The following is a 22241-nucleotide window of genomic DNA, read 5'->3' as shown; positions in this document are numbered from 1 at the left end:
TTTGAGGTCTTACACCGGCTCCACAGGCGTTTTACCTCTCCGCCAGCCCGGCGGCGAGGATGTTCTTCGCAGCGTTGACGTCCCGATCATGGACCGCGCCGCAGGCGCACACCCAATCGCGGACGCCCAGCGGCATGGACCGCTGGAGGGTGCCGCACGCCGAACACAGCTTGGACGAGGGGAAGAACCGGTCCACGACCACCAGTTCGCGCCCGTACCAGGCGGCTTTGTACTCCAGCATCGAGCGCATCTGGCGCCAGGAGGCGTCGGAGACGGCGCGGGCCAGGCTGTGGTTTTTCACCATGTTGCGCACGGTGAGGTCTTCGATCACGACCGTTTGGTTCTCACGGACGAGACGAGTGGTGACCTTGTGCAGATGATCACGGCGACGGTCGGCGATGCGGGCGTACACACGGGCGAGGGCGAGTTTCGCCTTGGCCCGGTTCGCCGACCCCTTCTCCTTGCGGGAGAGGTTGCGTTGAGCTTTGGCGAGTTTGCGCCGGTCGGCCCGCTCATACTTGGGGTTGACGATCTTCTCTCCGGTCGACAGCGTCGCCAGTGCCGTGATACCCGCGTCCACCCCGACCGCGTTGGTCGTCGGCTCCAGCGGTCGAACGGTGTCTTGGCACAGGATGGAGACGAACCAGCGGCCCGCCGCGTCCTTCGACACCGTCACCGTGGACGGCTGCGCCTCCTCGTTCAGGGGGCGCGACCACACGATGTTCAGTGGACCGTTCATCTTCGCCAGGGTGAGCTGACCGTTGCGGTAGGTGAACGCCGAGCGGGTGTACTCGGCGCTGAGGCGGGACTTCTTGCGGGACTTGAACGTCGGGTACTTCGCTCGCTTGGCGAAGAAGTTCGTGAACGCCGCTTGAAGGTGGCGCAATGCCTGCTGAAGCGGCACCGAGGACACCTCGTTCAAGAACGCGAGGTCGTCGGTCTTCTTCCACAGCGTGAGCGCTGCCGACGACTCCACATAGGAGACGCGACGGCCTTCCAGCATGTAGGCGCGGGTGCGTTCTTCGAGGGCCTTGTTGTAGACCAGGCGCACGCAGCCGAACGTCCGGGCAAGCTCTTCGGCCTGCTCAGGGGTCGGGTGGAAGCGGAACTTGAACGCCCGCTTCACGATCTGCGCCACGTCTCACACTCTAAAGCAAGATCAGCTAAGAGTGGACGCGTATTCGATTCCGGGTCCGTGCGGCATCGTGCCGGGTTTCCTCTCCGGCCTGGAGGCCGGAGTATCCACGCGGGAGGTATTCGATGAAGGAGACTCGGGCCGCGCGGGCGGGAAGGCCGCCCGGCCCGGCGGGAACGGCGGTACGTGCCGCGCTGGCCGTCGCGCTGATCCTCCCGACCGGCTGCGCCGTCCCGGAGGGCGGTGTGCCCGCTGCCACCGGGGCCGTCTCGCCGACCACCTCCGTTACCGGCGCACCACCGGTCCCGTCCACCACCGGTGCCGGGCCGCGGACCGAGGCGGAAGGGGAACCGCTGCTGCGCCAGAGCGCCACCGACGTCGCGCGGACGATAGACAGCCTCCGCAGGATCGACGATCTACCGCTGTACGAGATGACCTTCCACGGCTCGTACGACCGCGAGGCCCCCCTCGGGGAGGAGGAACTGGCGGGACGCGCCGACGGCTGGGCCTGCTCGCTGTTCGCCCTCGGTGGCGACCGGCCGCTGTTCGGCAGAAACTTCGACTGGGACCCCAACCCGGCGCTGATCGTGCACGCCGACCCGCCCGACGGCTACGCCTCGGTCTCCGTCGTCGACCTGTTCCATCTGATCGGAGGCTCCACCCCGCCGGACCTGTCCGCCGCGCCCGCCCGCCGCAGGATGGCCCACGCGGTGCTCGCCCCCTTCGACGGGGTGAACGAGAAGGGCCTGGCCATCGGCATGGCCACGTCGCCCGAGGGCGGGCTGCCCCCGGCTTCTCCCGACCGCCCCGACGTCGGCAGCGTGCGCGTTATCAGGATCATGCTCGACAAGGCGGCGACCGTGGACGAGGCGTTGGCGATCATGCGCCGTTACGACGTCGACTTCACGATCGGGCCGCAGGTCCACTACCTCATCGCCGACGCGGCGGGCAGATCGGCCGTCGTGGAGTACGCCGGGGGCAGGCTCAACGTGATCGACGACCGTATGCTCACCAACTTCGGCATGACCGGCACCTCCACCGCCCAACGCCGGGCCGACCCCCGCTACCGCGCGCTCGCCGAGGGACTGCCCGCCGCCCGCGACTGGCGCGACGCGATGGGCCTGCTTCGGAAGGTGGCCCAGGCCCACACCCGCTGGTCGGTCGTCTACGACCTCACCGACGCCACCGCCCGCGTGGTGGCGGGCCGGCGTTGGGACACGGTGCACACCGTCCCGCTCGTCCAGCGCTGAACGGCCCGCCCGGTACGGGAAGGTGCGGGGAGGGGAGCCGGACCTAGCTGGCCTGGCTCACCGTCGACATGTTGAAGTCGGGCACCCGGATCGGAGGCATGATCGCGCGGTTGAAGTAGTCGCTCCACTCGCGCGGCAGGGTCTGCTCGGAGGCGCCGATCTCGCTGAGGCGGCGGAGCAGGTCCACCGGGCTCTCGTTGAAGCGGAAGTTGTTCACCTCGCCCACGACCTCGCCGTTCTCCACCAGGTAGACGCCGTCGCGGGTCAGGCCGGTCAGCAGCAGCGTCTGCGGGTCGACCTCGCGGATGTACCACAGGCAGGTGAGCAGCAGGCCGCGCTCGGTGGAGGCGATCATCTCCTCCAGAGACCGCCCGCCCTCGGGTCCCCGCATGATCAGGTTGTCGACGGCCGGGGTCACCGGCAGACCGGTCAGCTCGGCCGAGTGCCGGGTCTGCAGCAGGTTGGCCAGCCTGCCACCGGAGATCCAGTCGGTGGCGGCGAGCGGCAGCCCGTTGTCGAACACCGAGTTCTCCCGGCCGGAGGCGTGCGCCACCACGAACGGCGAGCACTCGACGCCCGGCGCCGACGGGTCGCTGTACAGGCGGATCGGCGACTCGGAGAGGACGTCGCCGACGCGGGTGCCGCCACCGGCCCTGGAGAAGACCGTACGGCCCTCCATCGCGTCGCGCGCTCCGGCCGTCCAGTACAGGTAGGTCATCAGGTCGGCGACGGCTGTCGGAGGCAGCAGCGTCTCGTACCGGCCCGCGGGCAACTCGACGCGGTTTTTCGCCCACTCCAGGCGCTGGGCGAGCGAGGCGTCCAGGGCCGCCACGTCGACGTCGGAGAAATCGCGGGTGGACACGCCGGTCCACGCCGAGCGCCGCATGTCGGAGGACTTGGCGTTGAGCTCCAGGCGGCCGGTGGGCTGGGTGTGCCGCAGCCGGGCGCCGGTCGAGGTGCCCACGAAGGTCGTCGTGACGGTGTGTTCGGCGAACCCGTACAGCCTGCGCCCGCCCGCCTCGGCCGTGGCGAAGGCCTCGCCCAGGGCGGGGGCGAAGGCGCCGAACACCCCGATCGAGGTCGGCTCGGCGGGGGCGTCCCAGTCGGCGGAGCGGGTGCCCTCCAGCAGCGGCCGGGCGTCCTCGGACGGCCGGGCGTCCTCCGCGGCGTGGTCGGCGGCGGCCACGACCTCGTCGAGCCCGTCGGGGCGGACCGCCGCCCGCGACACCACGCCCACACCGCGGCCCACGATGGAGATCACGGTCAGCTGTGAGGAACGGGACACACCGTTGGTGGTGAGGGTGTTGCCCGCGAAGCGCAGGTTGGCACTCGACCCCTCCTCCACGATCACGACGTTGTCGTCTGCCGTGGAGAGCTCAAGAACCCTCTCGATCATCTCCTGGGGAGTCATTCCGCTCCTCTCCTGCCGGACCGCACGGCCGACACCGTCTTCCGTCCGCTCGCCGCGCGTGCTCAACTGCCACTCTCCTGGACGGTGTTGAGGACGCGTACGCCGCGGAAGAGCGCCGACGGGCAACCGTGGCTGACCGGGGCGACCTGGCCAGGCTGCCCCTTGCCGCAGTTGAACGCCCCGCCCAGCACATACGTCTGCGGCCCGCCGACCGCCGCCATCGAGCGCCAGAAGTCGGTCGTCGTCGCCTGGTAGGCGACGTCGCGCAGCTGCCCGGCGAGCCTGCCGTTCTCGATCAGATAGAACCGCTCACCGGTGAACTGGAAGTTGTAGCGCTGCATGTCGATGGACCAGCTCTTGTCGCCCACCACGTAGATGCCCCGGTCGACGCCGGAGATCAGCTCCTCGGTGGTGGGGCCGTCGGGCGCCGGCCGCAGCGACACGTTGGCCATCCGCTGGATCGGGGTGTGGCCGGGGGAGGCGGCGAAGGCACAGCCGTTGGAAGCGCCCAGCCCTTTCAGCAGCGCCATCCTCCGGTCGAGCTGGTAGCCGACCAGGATGCCGTCGGAGACGATGTCGAACTCCCTGGTCGCCACCCCCTCGTCGTCGTAGCCGATCGTGGACAGGCCGTGCTCGACGGTGCGGTCACCGGTCACGTTCATCAGCTGCGAGCCGTACACCAGCGTGCCGAGCTGATCGAAGGTGGCGAAACTCGTCCCCGCGTACGCCGCCTCGTAGCCGAGGGCGCGGTCGAGCTCGGTGGCGTGTCCGACCGACTCGTGGATCGTCAGCCACAGGTTCGACGGGTCGATCACCAGGTCGTACGGTCCCGCCTCGACGGAGGGCGCCCGAAGCTTCTCCTCCAGCAACTCGGGGATGCGCGCCAGCTCCTTGGGGAAGTCCCAGCCGGTGCCGGTGAGGTATTCGTACCCCCGGCCGACGGGCGGGGCGAGCGTCCGCATCGAGTCGAAGCGGCCGTCCAGCACCCGCGTCGCCCTCAGCTGGGGATGGACGCGCACCCGCTGCTGCGTCGTGGAGGTCCCGGCCGTGTCGGCGTAGAACTTCTGCTCCTTGACCTGTGTCAGCGACGCCTGGACGTGGTCCACCCCGGGATCTCGCAGCAGGGCGCCCGACCAGTCGGCGAGCAGCGCCGCCTTGTCGCGCATCGGCACCTCGAACGGGTCGACCTGGTAGGAGGAGACCCAGGTGACGTCGGAGTGGACCGCCTCCGGCGCCAGCTCGACGGGCTCGCGGTTGACCGCCGCCGAGACGACCGCCACCTCCACCGCCTGCTCGGCGACCCTGACGGCCGCCTCGGGGCTGAGCTCGATGCCTCCGGCGAAGCCCCAGGTGCCGTCCTTGACGACCCGTACGGCGTAGCCGAGGGTGTCGGCGTCGATGGAGCCTTCCAGCGCCGCGTCGGAGAGGCGCAGGGTCTCCCCGCGGACGCGCTCCAGCCGGAAGTCGGCGTGCTCGGCGCCCAGGTCCCGGGCGCGCTGCAGGGCCGCGTCCGCGAGCCGGCGCAGAGGCAGGGCGAGGAAGTCGGAGTCGATCTGGCGCATGTCAACGATCCTAACCCTGTGATCTTGTCCTTCCCGGACAAGAGGGTTACCCTCCGGTAGCCGATACCGTCTGACCATGGCTCGATCTGTTCTCGTAACCGGCGGCAATCGCGGCATCGGCCTCGCGATCGCCCGCGAACTCGCTCAGGCAGGCGACGACGTCGCCGTGACCTACCGTTCCGGACAGCCTCCCGAGGGCCTCTTCGGCGTACGCTGCGACGTGACCAGCACGGCCGACGTGGACGCCGCCTTCGCGAAGGTCGAGGCCGAGTACGGTCCGGTCGAGGTGCTCGTCGCCAACGCGGGCATCACCAGGGACACGCTGCTGCCGATGATGAAGGAGGAGACCTTCACCGACGTCATCGACGCCAACCTGACCGGCTCCTACCGGGTCGCCAAGCGCGCCACCCGCGGCATGCTGCGGCTCAAGCGCGGGCGCATCGTGCTGATCTCCTCGGTGGTCGCCATGCTGGGCTCGGCGGGGCAGAGCAACTACGCCGCCTCCAAGGCCGGCATGATCGGCTTCGCCCGGTCGGCCGCCAGGGAGCTGGGCTCGCGCAACATCACCGTCAACGTGGTCGCCCCCGGCTTCGTGGAGACCGACATGACGGCCGAGCTGGACGAGGCGTACCAGGAGCAGATCCGTAAGAACATTCCCCTGGGCCGCTACGCCGCCCCGGAGGAGATAGCGCGCGTGGTCAGGTTCCTGGCCGGCGAGGACGCCGCCTACATCACGGGGGCCGTCATCCCCGTTGACGGCGGCCTTGGAATGGGGCACTGACGTGGGAATTCTCGAAGGCAAACGGCTTCTCGTCACCGGGGTGCTCACCGACGCCTCCATCGCCTTCTCGGTGGCCAAGCTGGCCCAGGAGGAGGGCGCGCAGATCGTGCTTACCGGGTTCGGCCGGCTCAGCCTGGTCGAGCGGATCGCGAGGCGACTGCCGGAGCCGCCTCCGGTGCTGGAGCTCGACGTCACCAACCCCGAGCACCTCGACTCCCTGGCGGAGCGGGTCGGCGAGCATCTCGGCGGCCTGGACGGGGTGGTGCACGCGATCGGCTTCGCGCCGCAGACCGCCCTGGGCGGCAACTTCCTGAACACCTCCTGGGAGGACGTGGCGACCGCGGTCCAGGTCTCCACGTACTCGTTCAAGTCGCTCGCGGTGGCCGCGCTCCCGCTCATGAAGGAGGGCGGCGCGATCGTCGGTCTCGACTTCGACGCCACCAAGGCATGGCCGGTGTACGACTGGATGGGCGTGGCCAAGGCCGGGCTTGAGTCCTGTTCCCGCTATCTGGCCCGCGATCTCGGCAAGCAGGGCATCCGGGTCAACCTCGTCGCCGCGGGCCCGATCAGGACCATGGCGGCCAAGAGCATCCCGGGCTTCGTCGAGTTCGAGGAGAGCTGGCCCGCCAAGGCCCCGATCGGCTGGGACATCAACGACCCGATCCCGGCGGCCAAGGCGTGTGTCGCCCTGCTGTCCGACTGGTTCCCCGCCACGACCGGTGAGATCGTCCACGTCGACGGCGGCGTCCACGCCATCGGAGGCTGAGTGCTTTCCGTCCCGGCGGTCGATGACCGGCCGGGGCGGTGCCGCCGTCGAGACGGCGGGGAACCGCTGCCCGGCCGCGTCCGGCTCCGTCGTGGCATGACGAGGTGAGCGGCGCGGGCCGGAACGCCGAGGGCGCCGAAGACGCCGAGAACTAGGCCACCCGCTGACGTCCCGGAGGGGCGGGCTCGAACGGTATCGACTCCCTGAACCTCCGCCTGCTGTACAGCAGGCGGACTGCGAGGATCGCCGCGACGAGCACCGCGGTGCTGAGCACGGTGCTCGCGGTGTCGGACGACCGGCTGGGCTTCACCGGCCGCTCGCCGGGCATCTGCCGCTGGAGTTTCTCCATCACCGGGGCGGGCCACAGCAGCTCCACCCTGGGCGCCTCGGCGTCGACCACGGGTGACGGCCTGGGAGCCATCGGCCCACCCACGTCGGTCGTGGGCCTGCCGACATCCGGGGAGAACGTCTCCGTCTTGGGGACCGCCCGGTCGGTCGGCGCGGGGACCGGGCTCTTGTGCGCGGGTGCGGCGTCCTCGTGCGGCGAAGGGCTCGCCGAAGTGGTCGGGGAGGGGGACGCCGAAGGGGTGGGGGTCGGTGACACCTTGGACGAGGCGTCCTGGTCGGGCTCCCCGGCAGAGGTGGTCGCCGACGTCTCCGCGCAGCCGGTGGAGGCCGCCGCGGACCGGCAGGCGTCGGTGCCCTGAGGCCGGGGCGTCCGTGCGTCACCGGAGGGCTCCTTCTTCTCCTGCGCGGTGGACGGCCTGTCCGGTGGGCTCTTGGACGCCGAGGCGGCCGGTGCCGGGGAGTTCGTCCCGGCGTCACTCCGGCCGGAGTCTCCGCGGGAGGACGGGGAGACGGCGTCCCCAACACGGCTTCCGAGGTCGTCGACACCTTTTTCCAGATCGTGGACGACGTCGCCCACACCGCCCTCGACCTTTTTCGTGACGCCGTCCACGACCCGGCAGACTCCGCCGGTCACGGGGCCGAGCGGCCCTGTGTGATCACAGTCGTCCACGCGCGGGACGGCGCTCGCCCGTGCGGCGCTCACGGGCGCGATCGCGGCCGCCGGGACCCCACCTCCCAGCGCCAGCGCCAGAACGCCTGCCGCCATCGCAGCTCGCACTCGTCTCCTTCACCCCGGGGCGGACATCGGCCATGGCGTCTCACCGACATCCGGGTGCCCCCGCCACCTGTTTGACAGTTTTGTAGGGAGGCCCGCTTTTTCCGCGGAAAGTTTCCATTCGGTATCGACTAGTGATACGCGAGACGAATTCTCGTTCGGTTCTCGCGGCGGACCGTCCTCGTCCCGGCCCTTCTCTCAGTCCGCGGACACGTCGTCGAGTGCCTCCCTGATCTCCACGGGCAGCGTCAGATCCTCGGCCTGGAGGACCCCGGACAGCTGCCCGTGGGTGCGGGCGCCGACGATGGCCGAGGACACCCCCGGCTGGTCGCGTACCCACGACAGGGCCACCGACAGCGGTGAGACGCCGAGCCCGTCGGCGGCGGTCGCCACCGACTCCACCACCCGCCGGCACCGCTCGTCGAGGTAGGGGGTGACGAAGTCGGCGAAGTGCGGGGTCGCGGCCCGGGAGTCGGCGGGGATGCCCGTACGGTACTTCCCGGTGAGGACTCCGCGCCCGAGAGGCGACCAGGCGAGCACCCCCGCGCCGACGTGCTCGGCGGCGGGGATCAGCTCGCGCTCGGCCTCCCTGGCCAGAAGTGAGTACTCGACCTGGGCGGCGACGATCGGCACCCTGCCGGGCACCGCCCGCTGCCCCACGGCCGCGGTCGCCAGCTGCCATCCCGCGTAGTCGCACACCCCGGCGTACGCGGCCCGCCCCGAGGACACGATGGCGTCCACGGCTGCCAGGGTCTCCTCCAGCGGGACGTCGGGATCGAAGGCGTGCAGCTGCCACAGGTCGACCTCGTTCACGCCCAGGCGGGTCAGGGAGGCGTCGATCGCGGCCACCAGGTGCTTCCTGGAGGCGTCGCGTGGCCTGCGCCCGGTCGGGGTGAGCACGGCCTTGGTGGACAGCACCAGCTCGGAACGCGGCACGGAGTCGCGCAGCAGCCGCCCGAGCAGCCGTTCGGCGTCGCCGCCCGTGTAGACGTCGGCGGTGTCGATGAGCGTGCCGCCGGCCTCGGCGAACGTGCGAAGCTGCGCCGCGGCCTCCTCGGCGCCGGTGTCGCGTCCCCACGTCATCGTCCCGAGTCCCAGGCGGGACACCGACAAGCCGCTCCGGCCCACATAGCGCTGCTCCATGATCCGGCCAGATTACCGCCCGGCCACTTAAAAGTAGTGGAGCGAGGACTGCAAGACTTGCCCGCGTGACGACCTTGTTGCTGGCCAGACACGGCCTTACCCACCTCACCGGCCCGGTCCTCGCGGGCTGGACCCCGGATGTCCACCTCAGCGACGCGGGACGGGCCCAGGCGGAGGCGCTCGCCGCGCGGCTCACCTCGCTGGAACTCGACGCGATCGTCTCCAGCCCGCTGGAACGCTGTCAGGAGACCGCGCAGGCGGTCGCCGAGGGGCGGCGGGAGGCGGAGGTGCTGACCGACGAGCGCTTCGGTGAGTGCCGCTACGGCGACTGGACGGGCCGCCCGATCGCCGAGCTCGCCAAGGATCCCCTCTGGCCGGTCGTGCAGGCCCACCCGAGCGCGGTGACGTTCCCCGGGGGAGAGTCCCTGGCCGCCGTCCAGCATCGCGCCGTGGCGGCCGTCAGGGAGTGGAACGAGCGCCTCGGCCCGAAGGCGGTCTATCTCGTCTGCAGCCACGGAGATGTGATCAAGGCCATCGTGGCCGACGCCATGGGGCTCCATCTGGACCAGTTCCAGCGGATAACCGCCGATCCGGCGTCGCTCACCGCCATTCGCTACACCCCCTTGCGTCCCTTCGTGCTCAGACTCAACGACCTGGGCGGAGATGTGACCGGATTACGCCTTCCGGAGGGTTCGGACGGTGCGGAGGGGGGAGAAAATCCCACCGGGAGCGATGCCGCAGTCGGCGGCGGATCCGGAACCACGTAGGGTCAGGCTATGCCGGTCTTCGACTACGATCCACCCGAGAGGTTCGTGGCCGGTGCCGTGGGGCAACCGGGTTCACGAGCCTTCTTCCTGCAGGCGCGAGGCCAGGGCAGGCTGACCACCGTGGCGCTGGAGAAGTTCCAGGTCGCGGCGCTGGCCGATCGTCTCGACGAGTTGCTCGACGAGGTGTTGCGGCGAGGTGAGGGCGGTGCCGCCGTCCCCTCCGTCGCCCCGGCCGCGTTGACGGACAACGCCCCCCTCGATGTGCCGATCAGCGAGGACTTCCGCGTCGGTGTCATGGCCCTGGCCTGGGACTCCGAGGCCGCCCAGGTGGTCATCGAGGCCAAGGAGGCCACCGCCGAGGATGAGGAGTTCGAGCCGTCCCCGCTCGTCGAGCCCACGGTGCTGCGCGTGCACATCAGTCCCGGCGCCGCGAGGGCCTTCACCAAGCGGGCCATGGCCCTCGTCGCCGCCGGTCGACCGCCCTGCCCGCTCTGCGCCCAACCTCTCGACGCCGAGGGGCATATCTGTGTGCGGCTCAACGGTTACCGGGGTAGTAGCGCTTCATCTGCTGGAGGAGGCGAATGAGTGCTGAGAGCGAGCCGACGCTGAGTGCGGCGCCGGCCGCGGGGCTGGACGACGAGACCGCGACGCGTCTGCTCCGTGACGGCCAACTGGATGTGGCGGGCCGCCTGGTCGAGGCAACCAACATGACGCTCTACTGTTCGGTCCGGCTCGGCGGGCTCGCGGCGGCCTGCGTGTACAAGCCGGTACGGGGCGAACGCCCCCTCTGGGACTTTCCCGACGGCACCCTGGCCGCCCGCGAGGTCGCCGCCTACGAGGTCTCCGCGGCGATCGGCTGGCGGATCGTGCCGCCCACCGTCTACCGCGACGGCCCCTTCGGCCCGGGAATGTGTCAGCTGTGGATCGACACCGACCCCGAGATCGACCTGATGGTGCTGATCCGCAGCCGCCAGCCCTCCCTGCGGCGGATGGCCGTCTTCGACGCGGTCGTCAACAACGCCGACCGGAAGGGAGGCCACCTGCTGCCGCTCGCCGACGGCCATGTCTACGGCGTCGATCACGGGGTCTCCTTCTCCGCTGAGGACAAGCTCCGCACCGTGCTCTGGCAGTGGCGCGGCAAGCCCTTGTCCCGCGAGGCGATGAACGCCCTGACCCGCCTTGAGGCCGACCTGGAGCAGGGCCGCCTCGGCCGCCGCCTCCGTGAGCTCCTCACCCTTCACGAGGTCGAGGCCACCTGGGCGCGGGTCCGCAGGCTCCTCGACACCGGCCTGCACCCCGTGCCCTCCAAGGACTGGCCCGCCATCCCCTGGCCGCCGATCTGAGAGGCCTTGTCGCCCTCGCGGGCGACGCCCGCGCCCTTGTCCTGTCGGCGGCCCTACCGCGGCCTTGCTGTGGGCTTTTCCTGTGGGCGCGTGACCCCGGTCCGAGCCCGCCTCCCGCGAGGGCGTAGCCTCCGGGCATGTGCACGGTTGTCGTCAGTATCGATCCGAGCGCCGAGATCCCCCTGATCGTGGTCGGGGTGCGCGACGAGTTCACCGCCCGCCCCTGGGTTCCCCCGGCCCGGCACTGGCCACAAAGCCGGCCCGGCCTGATCGGCGGGTGCGATCTCCTGGGAGGCGGCACCTGGCTGGCCGTCGACCCCGGGGCCCGGAGGGTCGGCGCCCTCCTCAACGGGCTCGGCCTGCTCGCTCCCGAGGAGACCCGCCGATCACGGGGCGACCTGGCTCTCCTGGCGGCCGCCGGAGACCGGCCGACGGAGGGCGAACTCGGGCACTATGACCCCTTCCACCTGCTACGCGCCGATCCCGGCGGGGCCCGGCTGTGGCACTGGGACGGGATCACCCTGAAGAGGGACGACCTTCCCCCGGGAACCCACATGATCGTCAACAGCGGATGGGAGCGCGGTGAGGAGAACGAGCGCGTGGCGTTCTTCCGCCCCCTGTTCGCCGGGGCGGGCCGCCCCTCGAAGCTCGACGGTCCATGGGATGAGTGGCGGGAACTCGCCACGGGAGCGGGCATCTCCTCCGAGGACCCTCGCACGATGATCGTCCATCACGAGCTGCCCGACGGACGGACCTTCGGCTCGGGGTCCGTCACCCTGCTGGCCCTGGCACCCGGCGGCGTGCGCTACGACTTCACCGCCGACCCTCGCGATCCCGGCGCCTTCCGCGAGATCCTCACGGAATGATCCGGTCGGCTTCCGGAGTTGAGGTGAGTGCCCCGTACACCCACCACCCCGCGCCAACCGGGGTGGTCTGTCTGCTGGATAGGCTGCATTTCATGAGATCGTGGTCTGAGCCGAAGGTTCCTCGGCTTCCCGGTGCCGGTGTCCCGCTGCGGCTGTTCGACACCGCCGCGCGAGAGGTCGGCCCCACAAAGCCGGGTCCCACGGCACGGATGTACGTCTGCGGCATCACGCCCTACGACGCCACCCATCTGGGCCACGCCAACACCTACCTCGCCTTCGACCTGGTCAATCGTGCCTGGCGCGACGCCGGTCATGAGGTGCACTACACCCAGAACGCCACAGACGTCGACGACCCCCTGCTCGAACGTGCGGGACGGACCGGCATCGACTGGCGTGACCTGGCCGAACGCGAGATCGAGCTGTTCCGGACCGACATGGAGGCGCTGCGCGTCCTCCCCCCGCGCGACTACGTCGCCGTGACCGAGGTGATCGACCAGGTCGCCGACCTGATCGTGTCGTTGCGTGACAAGGGCGCCACCTACGAGCTCGACGGCGACGTCTACTTCGACGTGGCCGCGGCCCCCAAGTTCGGCGCCGTCTCCGGCTACTCGGAGGAGCGCATGCTCGCCCTGTTCGGCGAGCGCGGGGGAGATCCGGACCGGCCGGGCAAGAAGCATCCGCTCGACTGGCTTCTCTGGCGCGCGGAGCGCCCGGGGGAGCCGTCCTGGCCCTCCCCCTTCGGCGTGGGCAGACCCGGCTGGCACATCGAGTGCACCGCGATCGCCCTGGCGAACCTGTCCAGTGGTTTCGACGTCGCGGGTGGCGGTTCCGACCTGATCTTCCCCCATCACGAGTGCGGTGCCCACGAGGGCCACGTGGCCTGCGGGGAGTGGCCGTTCGCGAGGGCGTACGTGCACGCGGGCATGGTCGCCCTGGACGGCGAGAAGATGTCCAAGTCGAAGGGCAATCTGATCTTCGTCTCCCGCCTGCGCCAGGAGACCGACCCGATGGCCATCCGGCTGGCCCTGCTGGCCCACCACTACCGTGCCGACTGGGAGTGGACCCCGGAGCAGCTGGCCTCGGCGGAGGTGCGGCTGGCGCGCTGGCGCTCGGCCGCGGGGCTGCAGACCGGCCCCGACGCCGACGTCGTGCTCGAAAGGGTACGCGCCCGGATCGCCGACGACCTGGACGCTCCCGGAGCCCTCGCGGCCGTCGACGACTGGGCCGAGCGGGCCCTGTCGGAGGGGGGCAGTGACCCGGACGCGCCGGTCCTGGTCAGGAAGACCGTGGACGCGCTGCTCGGGGTCGAACTCTAGGGGCCGGTGGTCGTCCGTGCCGGGCACTCCCGCTCCGGCCTAGGGGATGCCCGGTGACACGGGCATCTCCGGCACCAACGGGTCCCCGCGCTCGGAGGGCGGCCCAAGAGAGGTCCGGGCCCAAGAGACGACTGAGCCCGCACCGCGCGAGCGGTGCGGGCTCAGTCTGAAGCCTTTGAGGTCAAACCAGATCAGATGACCTGAACCTGGTCGGCCTGCGGGCCCTTCTGGCCCTGCGTGGTGACAAAGCTGACACGCTGGTTCTCCTCCAGGCTGCGGTAGCCGCCGGAGTTGATAGCCGAGTAGTGCACGAAGACATCGGCGGTGCCGTCATCCGGTGCGATGAATCCGAAGCCCTTTTCGGCATTGAACCACTTAACGGTGCCCTCAGACAAAACTACTTCTCCTCATTGGGAGCCTCACCGAACCACCAGGTCGGCGGCACGGGGCTGCGTTGCGGACCCTACCATGCACCCGCGGAAACCATCCGGAGAAACTGTGTAACGTCCGCTGTCGGCGGACTTCTCATAAGCACTTGAGATGATAAGGCTAAACTGAGAGCTACGACTGCAACCATGCGATCCTATCCGAGGTCGCAGTGATGCGCAAGTCACGAAATGGAGTCGAGGAAGCGCTCGCGATCCTCCTCGGGGAGGTGGTCGACGAAGAGGGTGCCCTCGAGGTGATCGGCCTCGTGCTGCAGGACGCGGGCGAGCATGCCCAGGGCGCGGACGGTGACGGGTTTGCCGAACATGTCACGGCCACGGGCGGTGACCATGTAGGAGCGTTCCAGCGGCCACCAGCGATCCGGCGCGGACAGGCAGGCCTCATCGGCCACGATCTTCCGATCGGACAGCTCAAGGCGCGGATTCACCAGATGGCCGGACTTGCCGTCCAGTTCGTAGACGACGACCCGCAAGGGGACGCCGATCTGCGGGGCGGCCAGTCCCGCGCGGCCCGTGCCGGCGCGCATCGTGGCCTGGAGTGACTTGACCAGGACGCGCAGCTCGCGGTCGAAGGTGGTCACCGGCTCGGACACCGTGCGGAGCACGGGATCGTCGAACAGTCGGATCGGCTGGACGGCCACGCGCACTCCCCGAAGCGGACGGACTGACGTCGAAGACGGTTCCCGCTGCCGCCCTGACTCAATCGTTACTCCGTCAGCCCTTCGTGTTTCCGGAATGTTGCGATGGTGCGACCTGTGCATTGCGTATTTCCATGGTTAGTTACACGTAACCGGCGCACCATCACAGATAGTAAATGTGCGTAATGCCGTCCTCTTAGATTTCGGGATCGAAGCCCCCGAAATCGCAGGAGGAACGAACGATGGCCAAGCCCTGGATCAGCGACTGGCGGCCCGACGACCCCGACTTCTGGCAAGGACAGGGCAGGAAGGTGGCCCGCAGGAACCTGGTCTTCTCCATCTTCGCCGAGCACCTCGGGTTCACGCTGTGGACCGTGTGGAGCATCGTGGCCGTGCAACTCGGCTCCTACGACTTCTCCACCGACCAGCTCTTCTGGATCGTCGCCCTGCCCAACCTGATCGGCTCCGCGCTGCGCATCCCGTACACCTTCGCCCCGGCCAGGTTCGGCGGCAGAAACTTCACCGTCGTCAGCGCCCTGCTCCTGCTCGTGCCCGCGGTGCTGCTCGCCGTCGCGGTCGGCAACCCCGCCACCCCCTACTGGGTGTTCCTGGTCATCGCGGCCACGGCGGGCCTGGGCGGCGGCAACTTCGCCTCCAGCATGGCCAACATCACCTACTTCTACCCCCAGGACAGGCAGGGCTCGGCGCTCGGGCTCAACGCGGCGGGCGGCAACATCGGGGTCAGCTCCGTGCAGCTCGTCATGCCCCTGGTGATCGGGGCGTTCGGCCTGGCCGCCGCGGGACTGTTCTGGGTCCCGTTCATCCTGGCCGCCGCGATCGGCGCCTACTTCTTCATGGACAACCTGACCTCCGCCAAGGCCAGTCCCGCGGACCAGCTGAAGGTCGCCGGCCGGGCCCAGACCTGGATCATGTCGGTCCTGTACATCGGCACCTTCGGTTCCTTCATCGGCTACTCCACCGCGTTCCCGCTGCTCATCAAGAGCCAGTTCCCCGAGCAGGCATCCCTGGTGGCGCTGGCCTTCATCGGCCCGCTGCTCGGCTCGCTGGTCCGCCCGATCGGGGGCTGGCTGTCGGACCGGCTCGGCGGGGCGCGGGTGACGCTTGTCAACTTCGCCGCGATGGCGGGCGCGGCGGCGCTGGTCTGGCAGGGCCTGTCCCAGCACGCCTTCGCGCTGTTCTTCTGCGCCTACATGCTCCTGGTCGCCACCACCGGCATCGGCAACGGCTCCACCTACCGGATGATCCCGGCGATCTTCCGGGCGAAGGCCGTGGCGGGTCTCGCGGCGGGTACCAAGGCCCACGAGGCCGCCGTGGCCGTCGGGAAGCGGGACGCCTCCGCCGCGATCGGGATCATCTCCGCGATCGGTGCCTTCGGTGGGTTCTTCATCAACCGTGGCTTCGGCAGCTCCATCGCCGCCACCGGGGGAGCGGGTGCCGCACTCGCCTCCTTCGCCGCCTTCTACCTGGTGTGCGCGGTCATCACCTGGGCCTGCTACCTGCGTACCGCAGGATCGGTGCCGAGCCTGGCGGCGGCGCGCGTGTGATCGCCGGCGTGACAGGTACCCGGTTTCGCTCACATCCGACACCGGTCCTGCCGACGGACAACTCACATCGGCCTCATCGCGTATGTGAACGCGGTTAGCGGCTTGTAGCACATCGGTAACAGGGGAGACCACGCCGTGAAACCACCTGAAAGCACCATCGGATCCATGCCGGTCTCACTTCCCCCCCAGACGCGTGTGAAGGCTGGGACGACGGCGTACCACCCCCACCGCGCTCCGCGGTACGGCAGAGACGCCGCGGCGGACGAGACCGTCACCGTCATCGCCTCACGTCAGGGCGCCTACTCCTCGGGAGGGACGGCCGCGCCGCGGGCGGGGAAGAACGGCGCCACGACCGGCCCCGAGGGATCGGCGGACGACGGCGGAACGTACGGGAAGACGACAGCGGAGCGGACGGGAAAAGGAGCGCGGCCATGTCACGGCTTGTCGTGGTAGGACACGGACCCACATCGCACCGGCTGGTCGAGGCGCTGGTCGCCAAGGGCTTCGCGGGCGACATCACGGTGCTGGGGGAGGAGCCCCGGCCGGCGTACGACCGGGTGGCGCTCACCTCCTACCTGGCGGGCAGGAGCATCGAGGACCTCACCTATCCGACGCCGGAAGGGGTCGTGCTGCGGCTGTCGTCCAGGGTCGTGCGCATCGACAGGGAGGCGCGTGAGGTCACCACCGCCGACGGGCACCGAGAGCCGTACGACGTGCTGGTGCTGGCCACCGGTTCCAGCCCGTTCGTGCCGCCGGTGCCGGGCAGGGAGCTGGACGGCTGCTTCGTCTACCGCACGATCGACGACCTCGACGCGATCAGGCAGGCCGCCTCGGGCGCCACGAGCGGCGTCGTGATCGGCGGAGGGCTGCTGGGGCTGGAGGCCGCCGACGCGCTGCGGGGCCTGGGGCTGGCGACGCACGTCGTGGAGATGGGCGGCTGGCTCATGCCCCGGCAGGTCGACGAGGGCGGCGGCGCCGTCCTGCGCGGCCACGTGGAGGCGCTCGGCCTGAGCGTGCACACCGAGGCGGGGGCCAAGGAGATCGTCGCGGGCCCGGACGGGCGGGTCGCGGGCCTGGTCAAGCCGGACGGTGAGACCGTCGAGGCGCAGATCGTGGTCTTCTCCGCGGGCGTCAGGCCGCGCGACGAGCTGGCCAGGCAGGCGGGCCTGGAGGTCGGCGGACGCGGCGGGATCGCCGTGGACGACGGGATGCGCACCGACGACCCGGCGATCTACGCGGTCGGCGAGTGCGCCCTGCACGAAGGGATGGTCTACGGGCTGGCGGGGCCCTGCTTCACGATGGCCGAGGTCGCCGCCGACCGCATCATGGGAGGCGAGGCGGTCTTCACCCGCGCCGACCTGTCGACCAAGCTCAAGCTGCTCGGTGTGGAGGTCGCCCAGTTCGGGGCGATGGAGGGCGCGCTGGACGTGACCTTCATGGACCCGGTGGGCGGGGTCTACCAGAAGTTGTTCGTCAGCGACGACGCCCGCACCCTGCTCGGCGGGATCTGCGTCGGCGACGCCACCCCGTACAACACCCTCAAGCCCTTCGTCGGCCGTGACCTGCCGGGTTCGCCGAGCGAGCTGCTGTTCACCGGCGGTCCGGCGAACATGGAGGTCCCCGACGACGCGCAGATCTGCTCGTGCAACAACGTCACCAAGGGGCAGGTGTGCGAGGCCATCGCCGAGCACGGTCTCACCGACGTCCCCGGCATCAAGGCGTGCACCCGCGCCGGCACCACCTGCGGCAGTTGCGTTCCGACGCTCAAGCAGATCCTCGTCTCCTCGGGCGTGGAGGTCTCCAAGGCACTGTGCGAGCACTTCGCGTACAGCAGGGCGGAGCTGTTCGACATCGTCCGGGTGCGTGGCATCACGACGTTCTCGTACCTCATCGCCGAGCACGGCACCGGGCGTGGCTGCGACGTGTGCAAGCCCGTCGTCGCCTCGATCCTCGCCTCGCTCGGCAACGGCCACATCCTCGACGGCGAGCAGGCCGCCCTGCAGGACACCAACGACCACTTCCTGGCCAACATCCAGCGCAACGGCACCTACTCGGTGGTGCCGCGCATCCCCGGCGGGGAGATCACCCCGGAGAGCCTCATCGTGATCGGCGAGGTGGCCCGCGACTTCGGTCTCTACACCAAGATCACCGGCGGGCAGCGGATCGACCTGTTCGGGGCACGAGTGGAGCAGCTCCCGCTGATCTGGAAGCGCCTGGTGGACGCGGGTTTCGAGTCCGGGCACGCGTACGGCAAGGCTTTGCGCACGGTGAAGTCCTGTGTCGGCTCGACCTGGTGCCGCTACGGGGTGCAGGACGCCGTGGGCATGGCCATCGCGCTGGAGCTGCGCTATCGGGGCCTGCGCTCACCGCACAAGCTGAAGTCGGCCGTCTCCGGCTGCGCCCGCGAGTGCGCCGAGGCCCGGGGCAAGGACTTCGGCGTCATCGCCACCGAGAAGGGCTGGAACCTCTACGTGGGCGGCAACGGCGGTTTCACCCCGCGCCACGCCGACCTGTTCGCCTCCGACCTGAGCACCGAGGAAGTGGTCCGCGTCATCGACCGGTTCCTGATGTTCTACATCCGCACCGCCGACCGCCTGCAGCGCACCTCCGCCTGGCTGGAGGCTCAGGGCCTGGCCTACGTCAAGGAGGTCGTCCTGGACGACTCCCTCGGGATCTGCGCCGACCTGGAGGCCCAGATGGAGCGGCACGTGGCCGGTTACGCCGACGAGTGGCGTGCCACGATCGAGGACCCGGAGAAGCTGCGGCGGTTCGTCTCCTTCGTCAACGCCCCCGGGACCCCGGACCCGTCCATCGCCTTCGAGACCGAGCGCGACCAGGTGAAACCGGTCCTGATCCCGCTGGAGGTCGTCCGTTCCTGAGCGGTCCCGGACCGTTCTGAGCCCTGCCCGCCCGTACCGTCACCGTCGCACCCCGAGGACCCGAGGAGAGGAGACCTTCACCGATGACAGCACTGAGAGAAGACCTGGAGACGACCCGCTGGACCCCGGTCTGCTCCTACACCGACCTGCTGCCCGAGCGCGGAGCGTGCGCGCTCGTCGGCGACAGGCAGATCGCGCTGTTCCGCGCCTTCGACGGCTCCCTGTTCGCGATCGGCAACCTCGATCCGTTCAGCGGCGCCCACGTCCTGTCCCGCGGGATCGTGGGCACCAGGGCCGGAGAGCCCGTGGTGGCCTCCCCCATGCACAAGCAGGTGTTCTCCCTCGTGACGGGGGTGTGCCTGGACGATCCCGCGGTGGCCGTGCCGACCTATCCGATCCGCGTCACCGGCGCGACGGTGGAGGTGGGCTCCGCGTGAGCGGGGGCGGGCGCGGAGCGGGCAGCGTGGAGTCGTGGACGGCCGGATACCGAGGAAACATCGAGCGAGGAGTGGTGAACGACAGATGAGCATGGCCGTTCTGGACAGTCCCATCGGCTCTCCCGAGACCGCGCCCGACGCGCTGGCCGGGTTCACGATCGGGGTCACCGCCACCCGGCGGCGCGAGGAGTTCTGCGCACTGCTGGAACGCAGGGGCGCCAGGGTGGTGCGCGCCCCGGCGATTCGGCTGGTTCCCCTGGCGGAGGACGCCGACCTGCTGGCCGCGACCCGTGCCAGTCTGTCGGCCCCGATCGACGACGTGGTGGTCACCACCGGCGTCGGCTTCCGCGGCTGGATGGCCGCGGCCGAGGGCTGGGGGCTGTCCAGCGACCTCTCCGAGCATCTGACCTCGGCCAGGCTGCTGACCCGCGGGCCCAAGGCGCGCGGAGCGGTCAGGGCGGCGGGTCTGATCGACCACTGGACCCCGCCCACGGAGTCGTGCGAGGAGGTCAAGCAGCACCTGCTCGCCCAGGACCTGCGCGGCCGCCGCATCGCCGTGCAACTGCACGGGGAGCCGCTGACCGGTTTCGTGACCGCGCTGCGCGAGGCGGGCGCGGAGGTCATCGAGGTGCCGGTCTACCGGTGGCTGCCCTACCGCGACGTCTCGCCGCTGCGGCGACTGGTCAGCCAGGCCATCTCCGGCGGGGTGGACGCGGTGGCCTTCACCAGTGCCCCGGCCGTACTGGCCATGCTCAACTCCGCCCGCGCCGACGGCCTGGAGGACGCACTGATCGCGGCCTTCGCCGGACCGGTCGTCGCCGCCTGCGTGGGCCCGGTCACCGCCGGGCCGCTGGAGGCGCGCGGGGTGCCCACCGTGCAGCCCGAGCGCTCCCGCCTGGGCACGCTGGCCCGTGCCCTCGCCAGGCACCTGCCCGAGCACAGTGTCACCCGTCTGGTCGCGGGCGGCCACCAGCTGGAGATTCGCGGCCACGCCGTCGCGGTGGACGGCGAGCTGAAGCCGCTGCCGCCGGCACCGATGGCGGTCCTCAAGCGCCTGGCGGACAAGCCGGGACACGTGGTGGCCCGTTCGGATCTGAGGACCGTGCTCCCCGGCGGTCCGTCGCGCGACTCGGCCGAACACGCGGTCGAGATGGCCATCACCCGGCTGCGCCGCGCCCTCGGCCCCGCGGGGATCGTCGAGACGGTCGTCAAGCGCGGCTACCGCCTGGCCTGTGACCGGGGCGAAGGCCTGTGACGACTCTGGTCCTGGCCGGGCACGGCACACGCAGTTCTGCTGGGGAGGAGACCCTGGCGGGCCTGCGGGACCTGGTGCGCGGGGGGCGCCGGGGCACACGTGTGGAGCAGGCGTTCCTGGAGATCAGCTCACCTCTGCTCGCCGACATGCTTCCCGGACTGCCCGGCCCCGTCGTGGTGGTCCCGCTGCTGCTGGCGGGCGGTTACCACGTCCACATCGACCTGCCCTCCGTGGTGGCCGCGGCCAGGCCGGACGCCGTGGTGGCGCCGCCGCTGGGGCCGCACCCGCTGCTCGCCGCCGTTCTCGCCCGGCGGCTGTCCGCCGCCGGGCTGAGGGCGGCCGACTCGGTGATCCTGGGGGCGGCGGGGTCGTCCGATCCCGCCGCGCTCGCCGACGTGCGGGCGGCGGCCCGGCTGCTGTCGGTCCGGCTCTCCCGTCCGGTCACCGCGGCCTTCGCCGCGACGGGCACCCCTTCGGTCGCCGAGGCCCTGGACCGGCTGCGCTCGGGACCCGCGCCGCGGATCGCGCTCGCCTCCTATCTCCTGGCCCCCGGCTTCTTCCAGGACCGCCTGGCGGCGTCCGGCGCCGACCTGGTCGCCGCGCCGCTGGGGGTGGACGCCGACCTGGCCGCGCTGGTGTGGGCCCGGTTCGACCAGGCCCGCCTGGCAGCGGCGGCCTCGAAAGGCGGCCAGACCCGCCGTGCGTCCGTGGCGGCGGGGGCCGGGGCACGCCAGGCAGCGCCGGAGCGCGAACGTCCCGGCTCAGGGGGTCACCTGGCGCCGGTGGTCCCGGGAGGCGATCAGTCTCGCTGGGGCTCCAGTCTCAGCTCCCGGACGATCTCCTCGGCGACCTCGTCACGTGACGGCAGGAAGTCGGGGCCGAGAAGTATCTCGTAGTAGGCGTGGCGGAAGCACCCGGCGAGCAGCAGCCTGGCGCTGGCGACCGGGACGACCCCGGGGGAGAGGCGCCCCGCCCGTTCCTCGGCCGCGAGATAGGTGGCGATCGGGATGATCTCGGACATCGGGTCGATGTCGCTGTCACGCATCGCCTCGCGGAACCGGACGGTGACCGAGGGGGAGGTGAAGGCGGGAAGCGCCGCCGACTGGACCTCGCAGTAGTAGTCGATGCCGGCTCGCGCGATGGGCAGAAGGTTCTCGCTCACCCGGCCCTTGCCGACCAGATACATCAGGTCGTCGAGAATGCGCCGCCAGACCGGGAGCCGATCCTGCAGCAGGGCGAGGAACATGTCGACGGCGTGCCCGGAGGCGGTGCCCCGGGAGCGCGGCTGCGAGGCGTCGCCGGCCTCCTCGCGTTTCATGAACGCGGCCAGCTCGAGGACGCGGAGCCGCGCGTCCTGCGCGTTCCCGCGCGGGTCGGCGGTCTTGTGGTAGGGGTCGATGTAGGGAGTCGCCATGGTCGCCCTAACGTGCGCAGTCACATGGACAGGTGGTCGTGGCAGTGATGCGTCGTTCGTCGGCCCCCCGCGGGAGGCCGTGTCCTTCCCGGCCGTGGAGTCGCCGACATCCGGTTTGCCGTTCGGCGTCCCCGAGGATCCGGG

General features: G+C 70.5%; 21 protein-coding genes. 13 read left to right on the top strand and 8 right to left on the bottom strand.

All coding sequences use genetic code 11. The features are described from left to right. Positions 1 to 31: 31 nt before the first annotated feature. Positions 32 to 1138 (bottom strand): RNA-guided endonuclease TnpB family protein, encoded by a 1107-nt coding sequence (locus AB0B96_RS08955; protein ID WP_362897279.1) that lies wholly within the window; start codon positions 1136 to 1138, stop codon positions 32 to 34. Between the two features lie 122 nt (positions 1139 to 1260). On the opposite strand from AB0B96_RS08955, the gene AB0B96_RS08950 reads away from it, so the two are divergent. After that, on the top strand, positions 1261 to 2385 hold the full coding sequence (locus AB0B96_RS08950) for a linear amide C-N hydrolase (protein WP_362897278.1): 1125 nt from the start codon (positions 1261 to 1263) through the stop codon (positions 2383 to 2385). Between the two features lie 43 nt (positions 2386 to 2428). Here AB0B96_RS08950 and AB0B96_RS08945 read toward each other — a convergent pair whose 3' ends face one another. Then, positions 2429 to 3796 (bottom strand): metallopeptidase TldD-related protein, encoded by a 1368-nt coding sequence (locus AB0B96_RS08945; RefSeq protein WP_362897277.1) that lies wholly within the window; start codon positions 3794 to 3796, stop codon positions 2429 to 2431. A 62-nt stretch (positions 3797 to 3858) separates the two neighbouring features. Beyond that, entirely contained in the window at positions 3859 to 5358 is a 1500-nt protein-coding gene (locus AB0B96_RS08940) for a TldD/PmbA family protein (RefSeq protein ID WP_350947688.1), read from the bottom strand. A 76-nt stretch (positions 5359 to 5434) separates the two neighbouring features. Here AB0B96_RS08940 and AB0B96_RS08935 point away from each other — a divergent pair, with 76 nt between their 5' ends. Both AB0B96_RS08935 and fabI read left to right on the top strand, forming a co-directional pair. Continuing rightward, positions 5435 to 6139 (top strand): beta-ketoacyl-ACP reductase, encoded by a 705-nt coding sequence (locus AB0B96_RS08935; RefSeq protein WP_350947687.1) that lies wholly within the window; start codon positions 5435 to 5437, stop codon positions 6137 to 6139. Position 6140: 1 nt separating this feature from the next. Next, complete coding sequence (gene fabI / locus AB0B96_RS08930; RefSeq protein ID WP_350947686.1) at positions 6141 to 6905, top strand: enoyl-ACP reductase FabI; 765 nt, start codon at positions 6141 to 6143, stop codon at positions 6903 to 6905. A gap of 151 nt (positions 6906 to 7056) precedes the next feature. On the opposite strand, the gene AB0B96_RS08925 is transcribed toward fabI, so the two are convergent. Further along, positions 7057 to 8031 (bottom strand): hypothetical protein, encoded by a 975-nt coding sequence (locus tag AB0B96_RS08925; RefSeq protein ID WP_362897276.1) that lies wholly within the window; start codon positions 8029 to 8031, stop codon positions 7057 to 7059. A 195-nt stretch (positions 8032 to 8226) separates the two neighbouring features. Next, a complete protein-coding gene (locus AB0B96_RS08920; RefSeq protein WP_362897275.1) occupies positions 8227 to 9171 on the bottom strand; it encodes an aldo/keto reductase in 945 nt (314 codons plus the stop codon). Positions 9172 to 9236: 65 nt separating this feature from the next. On the opposite strand from AB0B96_RS08920, the gene AB0B96_RS08915 reads away from it, so the two are divergent. From AB0B96_RS08915 to mshC, 5 genes are all read left to right on the top strand, one after another. Continuing rightward, positions 9237 to 9938 (top strand): histidine phosphatase family protein, encoded by a 702-nt coding sequence (locus tag AB0B96_RS08915; RefSeq protein WP_362897274.1) that lies wholly within the window; start codon positions 9237 to 9239, stop codon positions 9936 to 9938. Positions 9939 to 9947: 9 nt separating this feature from the next. Beyond that, positions 9948 to 10523: a DUF3090 domain-containing protein gene (locus AB0B96_RS08910; RefSeq protein WP_362897273.1), complete on the top strand. Its 576-nt coding sequence runs from the start codon at positions 9948 to 9950 to the stop codon at positions 10521 to 10523. After that, complete coding sequence (locus tag AB0B96_RS08905; RefSeq protein ID WP_350947681.1) at positions 10520 to 11281, top strand: SCO1664 family protein; 762 nt, start codon at positions 10520 to 10522, stop codon at positions 11279 to 11281. The genes AB0B96_RS08910 and AB0B96_RS08905 overlap by 4 nt, the downstream gene beginning before the upstream one ends. Before the next feature lie 137 nt (positions 11282 to 11418). Then, complete coding sequence (locus AB0B96_RS08900; protein WP_362897272.1) at positions 11419 to 12147, top strand: NRDE family protein; 729 nt, start codon at positions 11419 to 11421, stop codon at positions 12145 to 12147. Positions 12148 to 12239: 92 nt separating this feature from the next. Beyond that, a complete protein-coding gene (gene mshC / locus AB0B96_RS08895; RefSeq protein WP_362897271.1) occupies positions 12240 to 13463 on the top strand; it encodes a cysteine--1-D-myo-inosityl 2-amino-2-deoxy-alpha-D-glucopyranoside ligase in 1224 nt (407 codons plus the stop codon). 191 nt (positions 13464 to 13654) lie between these two features. On the opposite strand, the gene AB0B96_RS08890 is transcribed toward mshC, so the two are convergent. Both AB0B96_RS08890 and def read right to left on the bottom strand, forming a co-directional pair. Beyond that, entirely contained in the window at positions 13655 to 13858 is a 204-nt protein-coding gene (locus tag AB0B96_RS08890) for a cold-shock protein (RefSeq protein WP_344903117.1), read from the bottom strand. 215 nt (positions 13859 to 14073) lie between these two features. Next, complete coding sequence (gene def / locus AB0B96_RS08885; protein ID WP_362897270.1) at positions 14074 to 14550, bottom strand: peptide deformylase; 477 nt, start codon at positions 14548 to 14550, stop codon at positions 14074 to 14076. Between the two features lie 239 nt (positions 14551 to 14789). On the opposite strand from def, the gene AB0B96_RS08880 reads away from it, so the two are divergent. The 5 genes from AB0B96_RS08880 to AB0B96_RS08860 all read left to right on the top strand — a co-directional run bounded on the left by AB0B96_RS08880 (position 14790) and on the right by AB0B96_RS08860 (position 21579). Continuing rightward, on the top strand, positions 14790 to 16112 hold the full coding sequence (locus AB0B96_RS08880; RefSeq protein ID WP_362897269.1) for an MFS transporter: 1323 nt from the start codon (positions 14790 to 14792) through the stop codon (positions 16110 to 16112). Positions 16113 to 16543: 431 nt separating this feature from the next. Continuing rightward, positions 16544 to 18991: a nitrite reductase large subunit NirB gene (nirB, locus tag AB0B96_RS08875; protein WP_362897268.1), complete on the top strand. Its 2448-nt coding sequence runs from the start codon at positions 16544 to 16546 to the stop codon at positions 18989 to 18991. Between the two features lie 83 nt (positions 18992 to 19074). Further along, a complete protein-coding gene (nirD, locus tag AB0B96_RS08870; protein ID WP_350947675.1) occupies positions 19075 to 19428 on the top strand; it encodes a nitrite reductase small subunit NirD in 354 nt (117 codons plus the stop codon). 85 nt (positions 19429 to 19513) lie between these two features. Beyond that, positions 19514 to 20683, top strand: a complete 1170-nt coding sequence (locus AB0B96_RS08865) for a uroporphyrinogen-III synthase (RefSeq protein ID WP_350947674.1) — start codon at positions 19514 to 19516, stop codon at positions 20681 to 20683. Then, positions 20680 to 21579 carry a sirohydrochlorin chelatase gene (locus AB0B96_RS08860; protein WP_350947673.1) on the top strand — a complete coding sequence of 300 codons (900 nt, stop codon included), beginning with the start codon at positions 20680 to 20682 and terminating at the stop codon, positions 21577 to 21579. The genes AB0B96_RS08865 and AB0B96_RS08860 overlap by 4 nt, the downstream gene beginning before the upstream one ends. On the opposite strand, the gene AB0B96_RS08855 is transcribed toward AB0B96_RS08860, so the two are convergent. Next, a complete protein-coding gene (locus AB0B96_RS08855) occupies positions 21483 to 22097 on the bottom strand; it encodes a hypothetical protein (RefSeq protein ID WP_362897267.1) in 615 nt (204 codons plus the stop codon). The genes AB0B96_RS08860 and AB0B96_RS08855 overlap by 97 nt on opposite strands. Between the last annotated feature and the right edge of the window lie 144 nt (positions 22098 to 22241).

It is taken from the genome of Streptosporangium sp. NPDC049046 (assembly GCF_040649155.1).
Classification (GTDB): domain Bacteria; phylum Actinomycetota; class Actinomycetes; order Streptosporangiales; family Streptosporangiaceae; genus Streptosporangium.
This window is presented reverse-complemented; position numbering and strand designations above follow the sequence as displayed.

Bases quoted from the DNA above. Each gene is read 5' to 3' on its own strand.
- AB0B96_RS08950 (WP_362897278.1), top strand. From the start codon at position 1,261: ATGAAGGAGACTCGGGCCGCGCGGGCGGGAAGGCCGCCCGGCCCGGCG.
- AB0B96_RS08945 (WP_362897277.1), bottom strand. From the start codon at position 3,796: ATGACTCCCCAGGAGATGATCGAGAGGGTTCTTGAGCTCTCCACGGCA.
- AB0B96_RS08940 (WP_350947688.1), bottom strand. From the start codon at position 5,358: ATGCGCCAGATCGACTCCGACTTCCTCGCCCTGCCTCTGCGCCGGCTC.
- AB0B96_RS08935 (WP_350947687.1), top strand. From the start codon at position 5,435: ATGGCTCGATCTGTTCTCGTAACCGGCGGCAATCGCGGCATCGGCCTC.
- AB0B96_RS08920 (WP_362897275.1), bottom strand. From the start codon at position 9,171: ATGGAGCAGCGCTATGTGGGCCGGAGCGGCTTGTCGGTGTCCCGCCTG.
- AB0B96_RS08910 (WP_362897273.1), top strand. From the start codon at position 9,948: ATGCCGGTCTTCGACTACGATCCACCCGAGAGGTTCGTGGCCGGTGCC.
- AB0B96_RS08905 (WP_350947681.1), top strand. From the start codon at position 10,520: ATGAGTGCTGAGAGCGAGCCGACGCTGAGTGCGGCGCCGGCCGCGGGG.
- AB0B96_RS08900 (WP_362897272.1), top strand. From the start codon at position 11,419: ATGTGCACGGTTGTCGTCAGTATCGATCCGAGCGCCGAGATCCCCCTG.
- mshC (WP_362897271.1), top strand. From the start codon at position 12,240: ATGAGATCGTGGTCTGAGCCGAAGGTTCCTCGGCTTCCCGGTGCCGGT.
- AB0B96_RS08880 (WP_362897269.1), top strand. From the start codon at position 14,790: ATGGCCAAGCCCTGGATCAGCGACTGGCGGCCCGACGACCCCGACTTC.
- nirB (WP_362897268.1), top strand. From the start codon at position 16,544: ATGTCACGGCTTGTCGTGGTAGGACACGGACCCACATCGCACCGGCTG.
- nirD (WP_350947675.1), top strand. From the start codon at position 19,075: ATGACAGCACTGAGAGAAGACCTGGAGACGACCCGCTGGACCCCGGTC.
- AB0B96_RS08865 (WP_350947674.1), top strand. From the start codon at position 19,514: ATGAGCATGGCCGTTCTGGACAGTCCCATCGGCTCTCCCGAGACCGCG.
- AB0B96_RS08855 (WP_362897267.1), bottom strand. From the start codon at position 22,097: ATGGCGACTCCCTACATCGACCCCTACCACAAGACCGCCGACCCGCGC.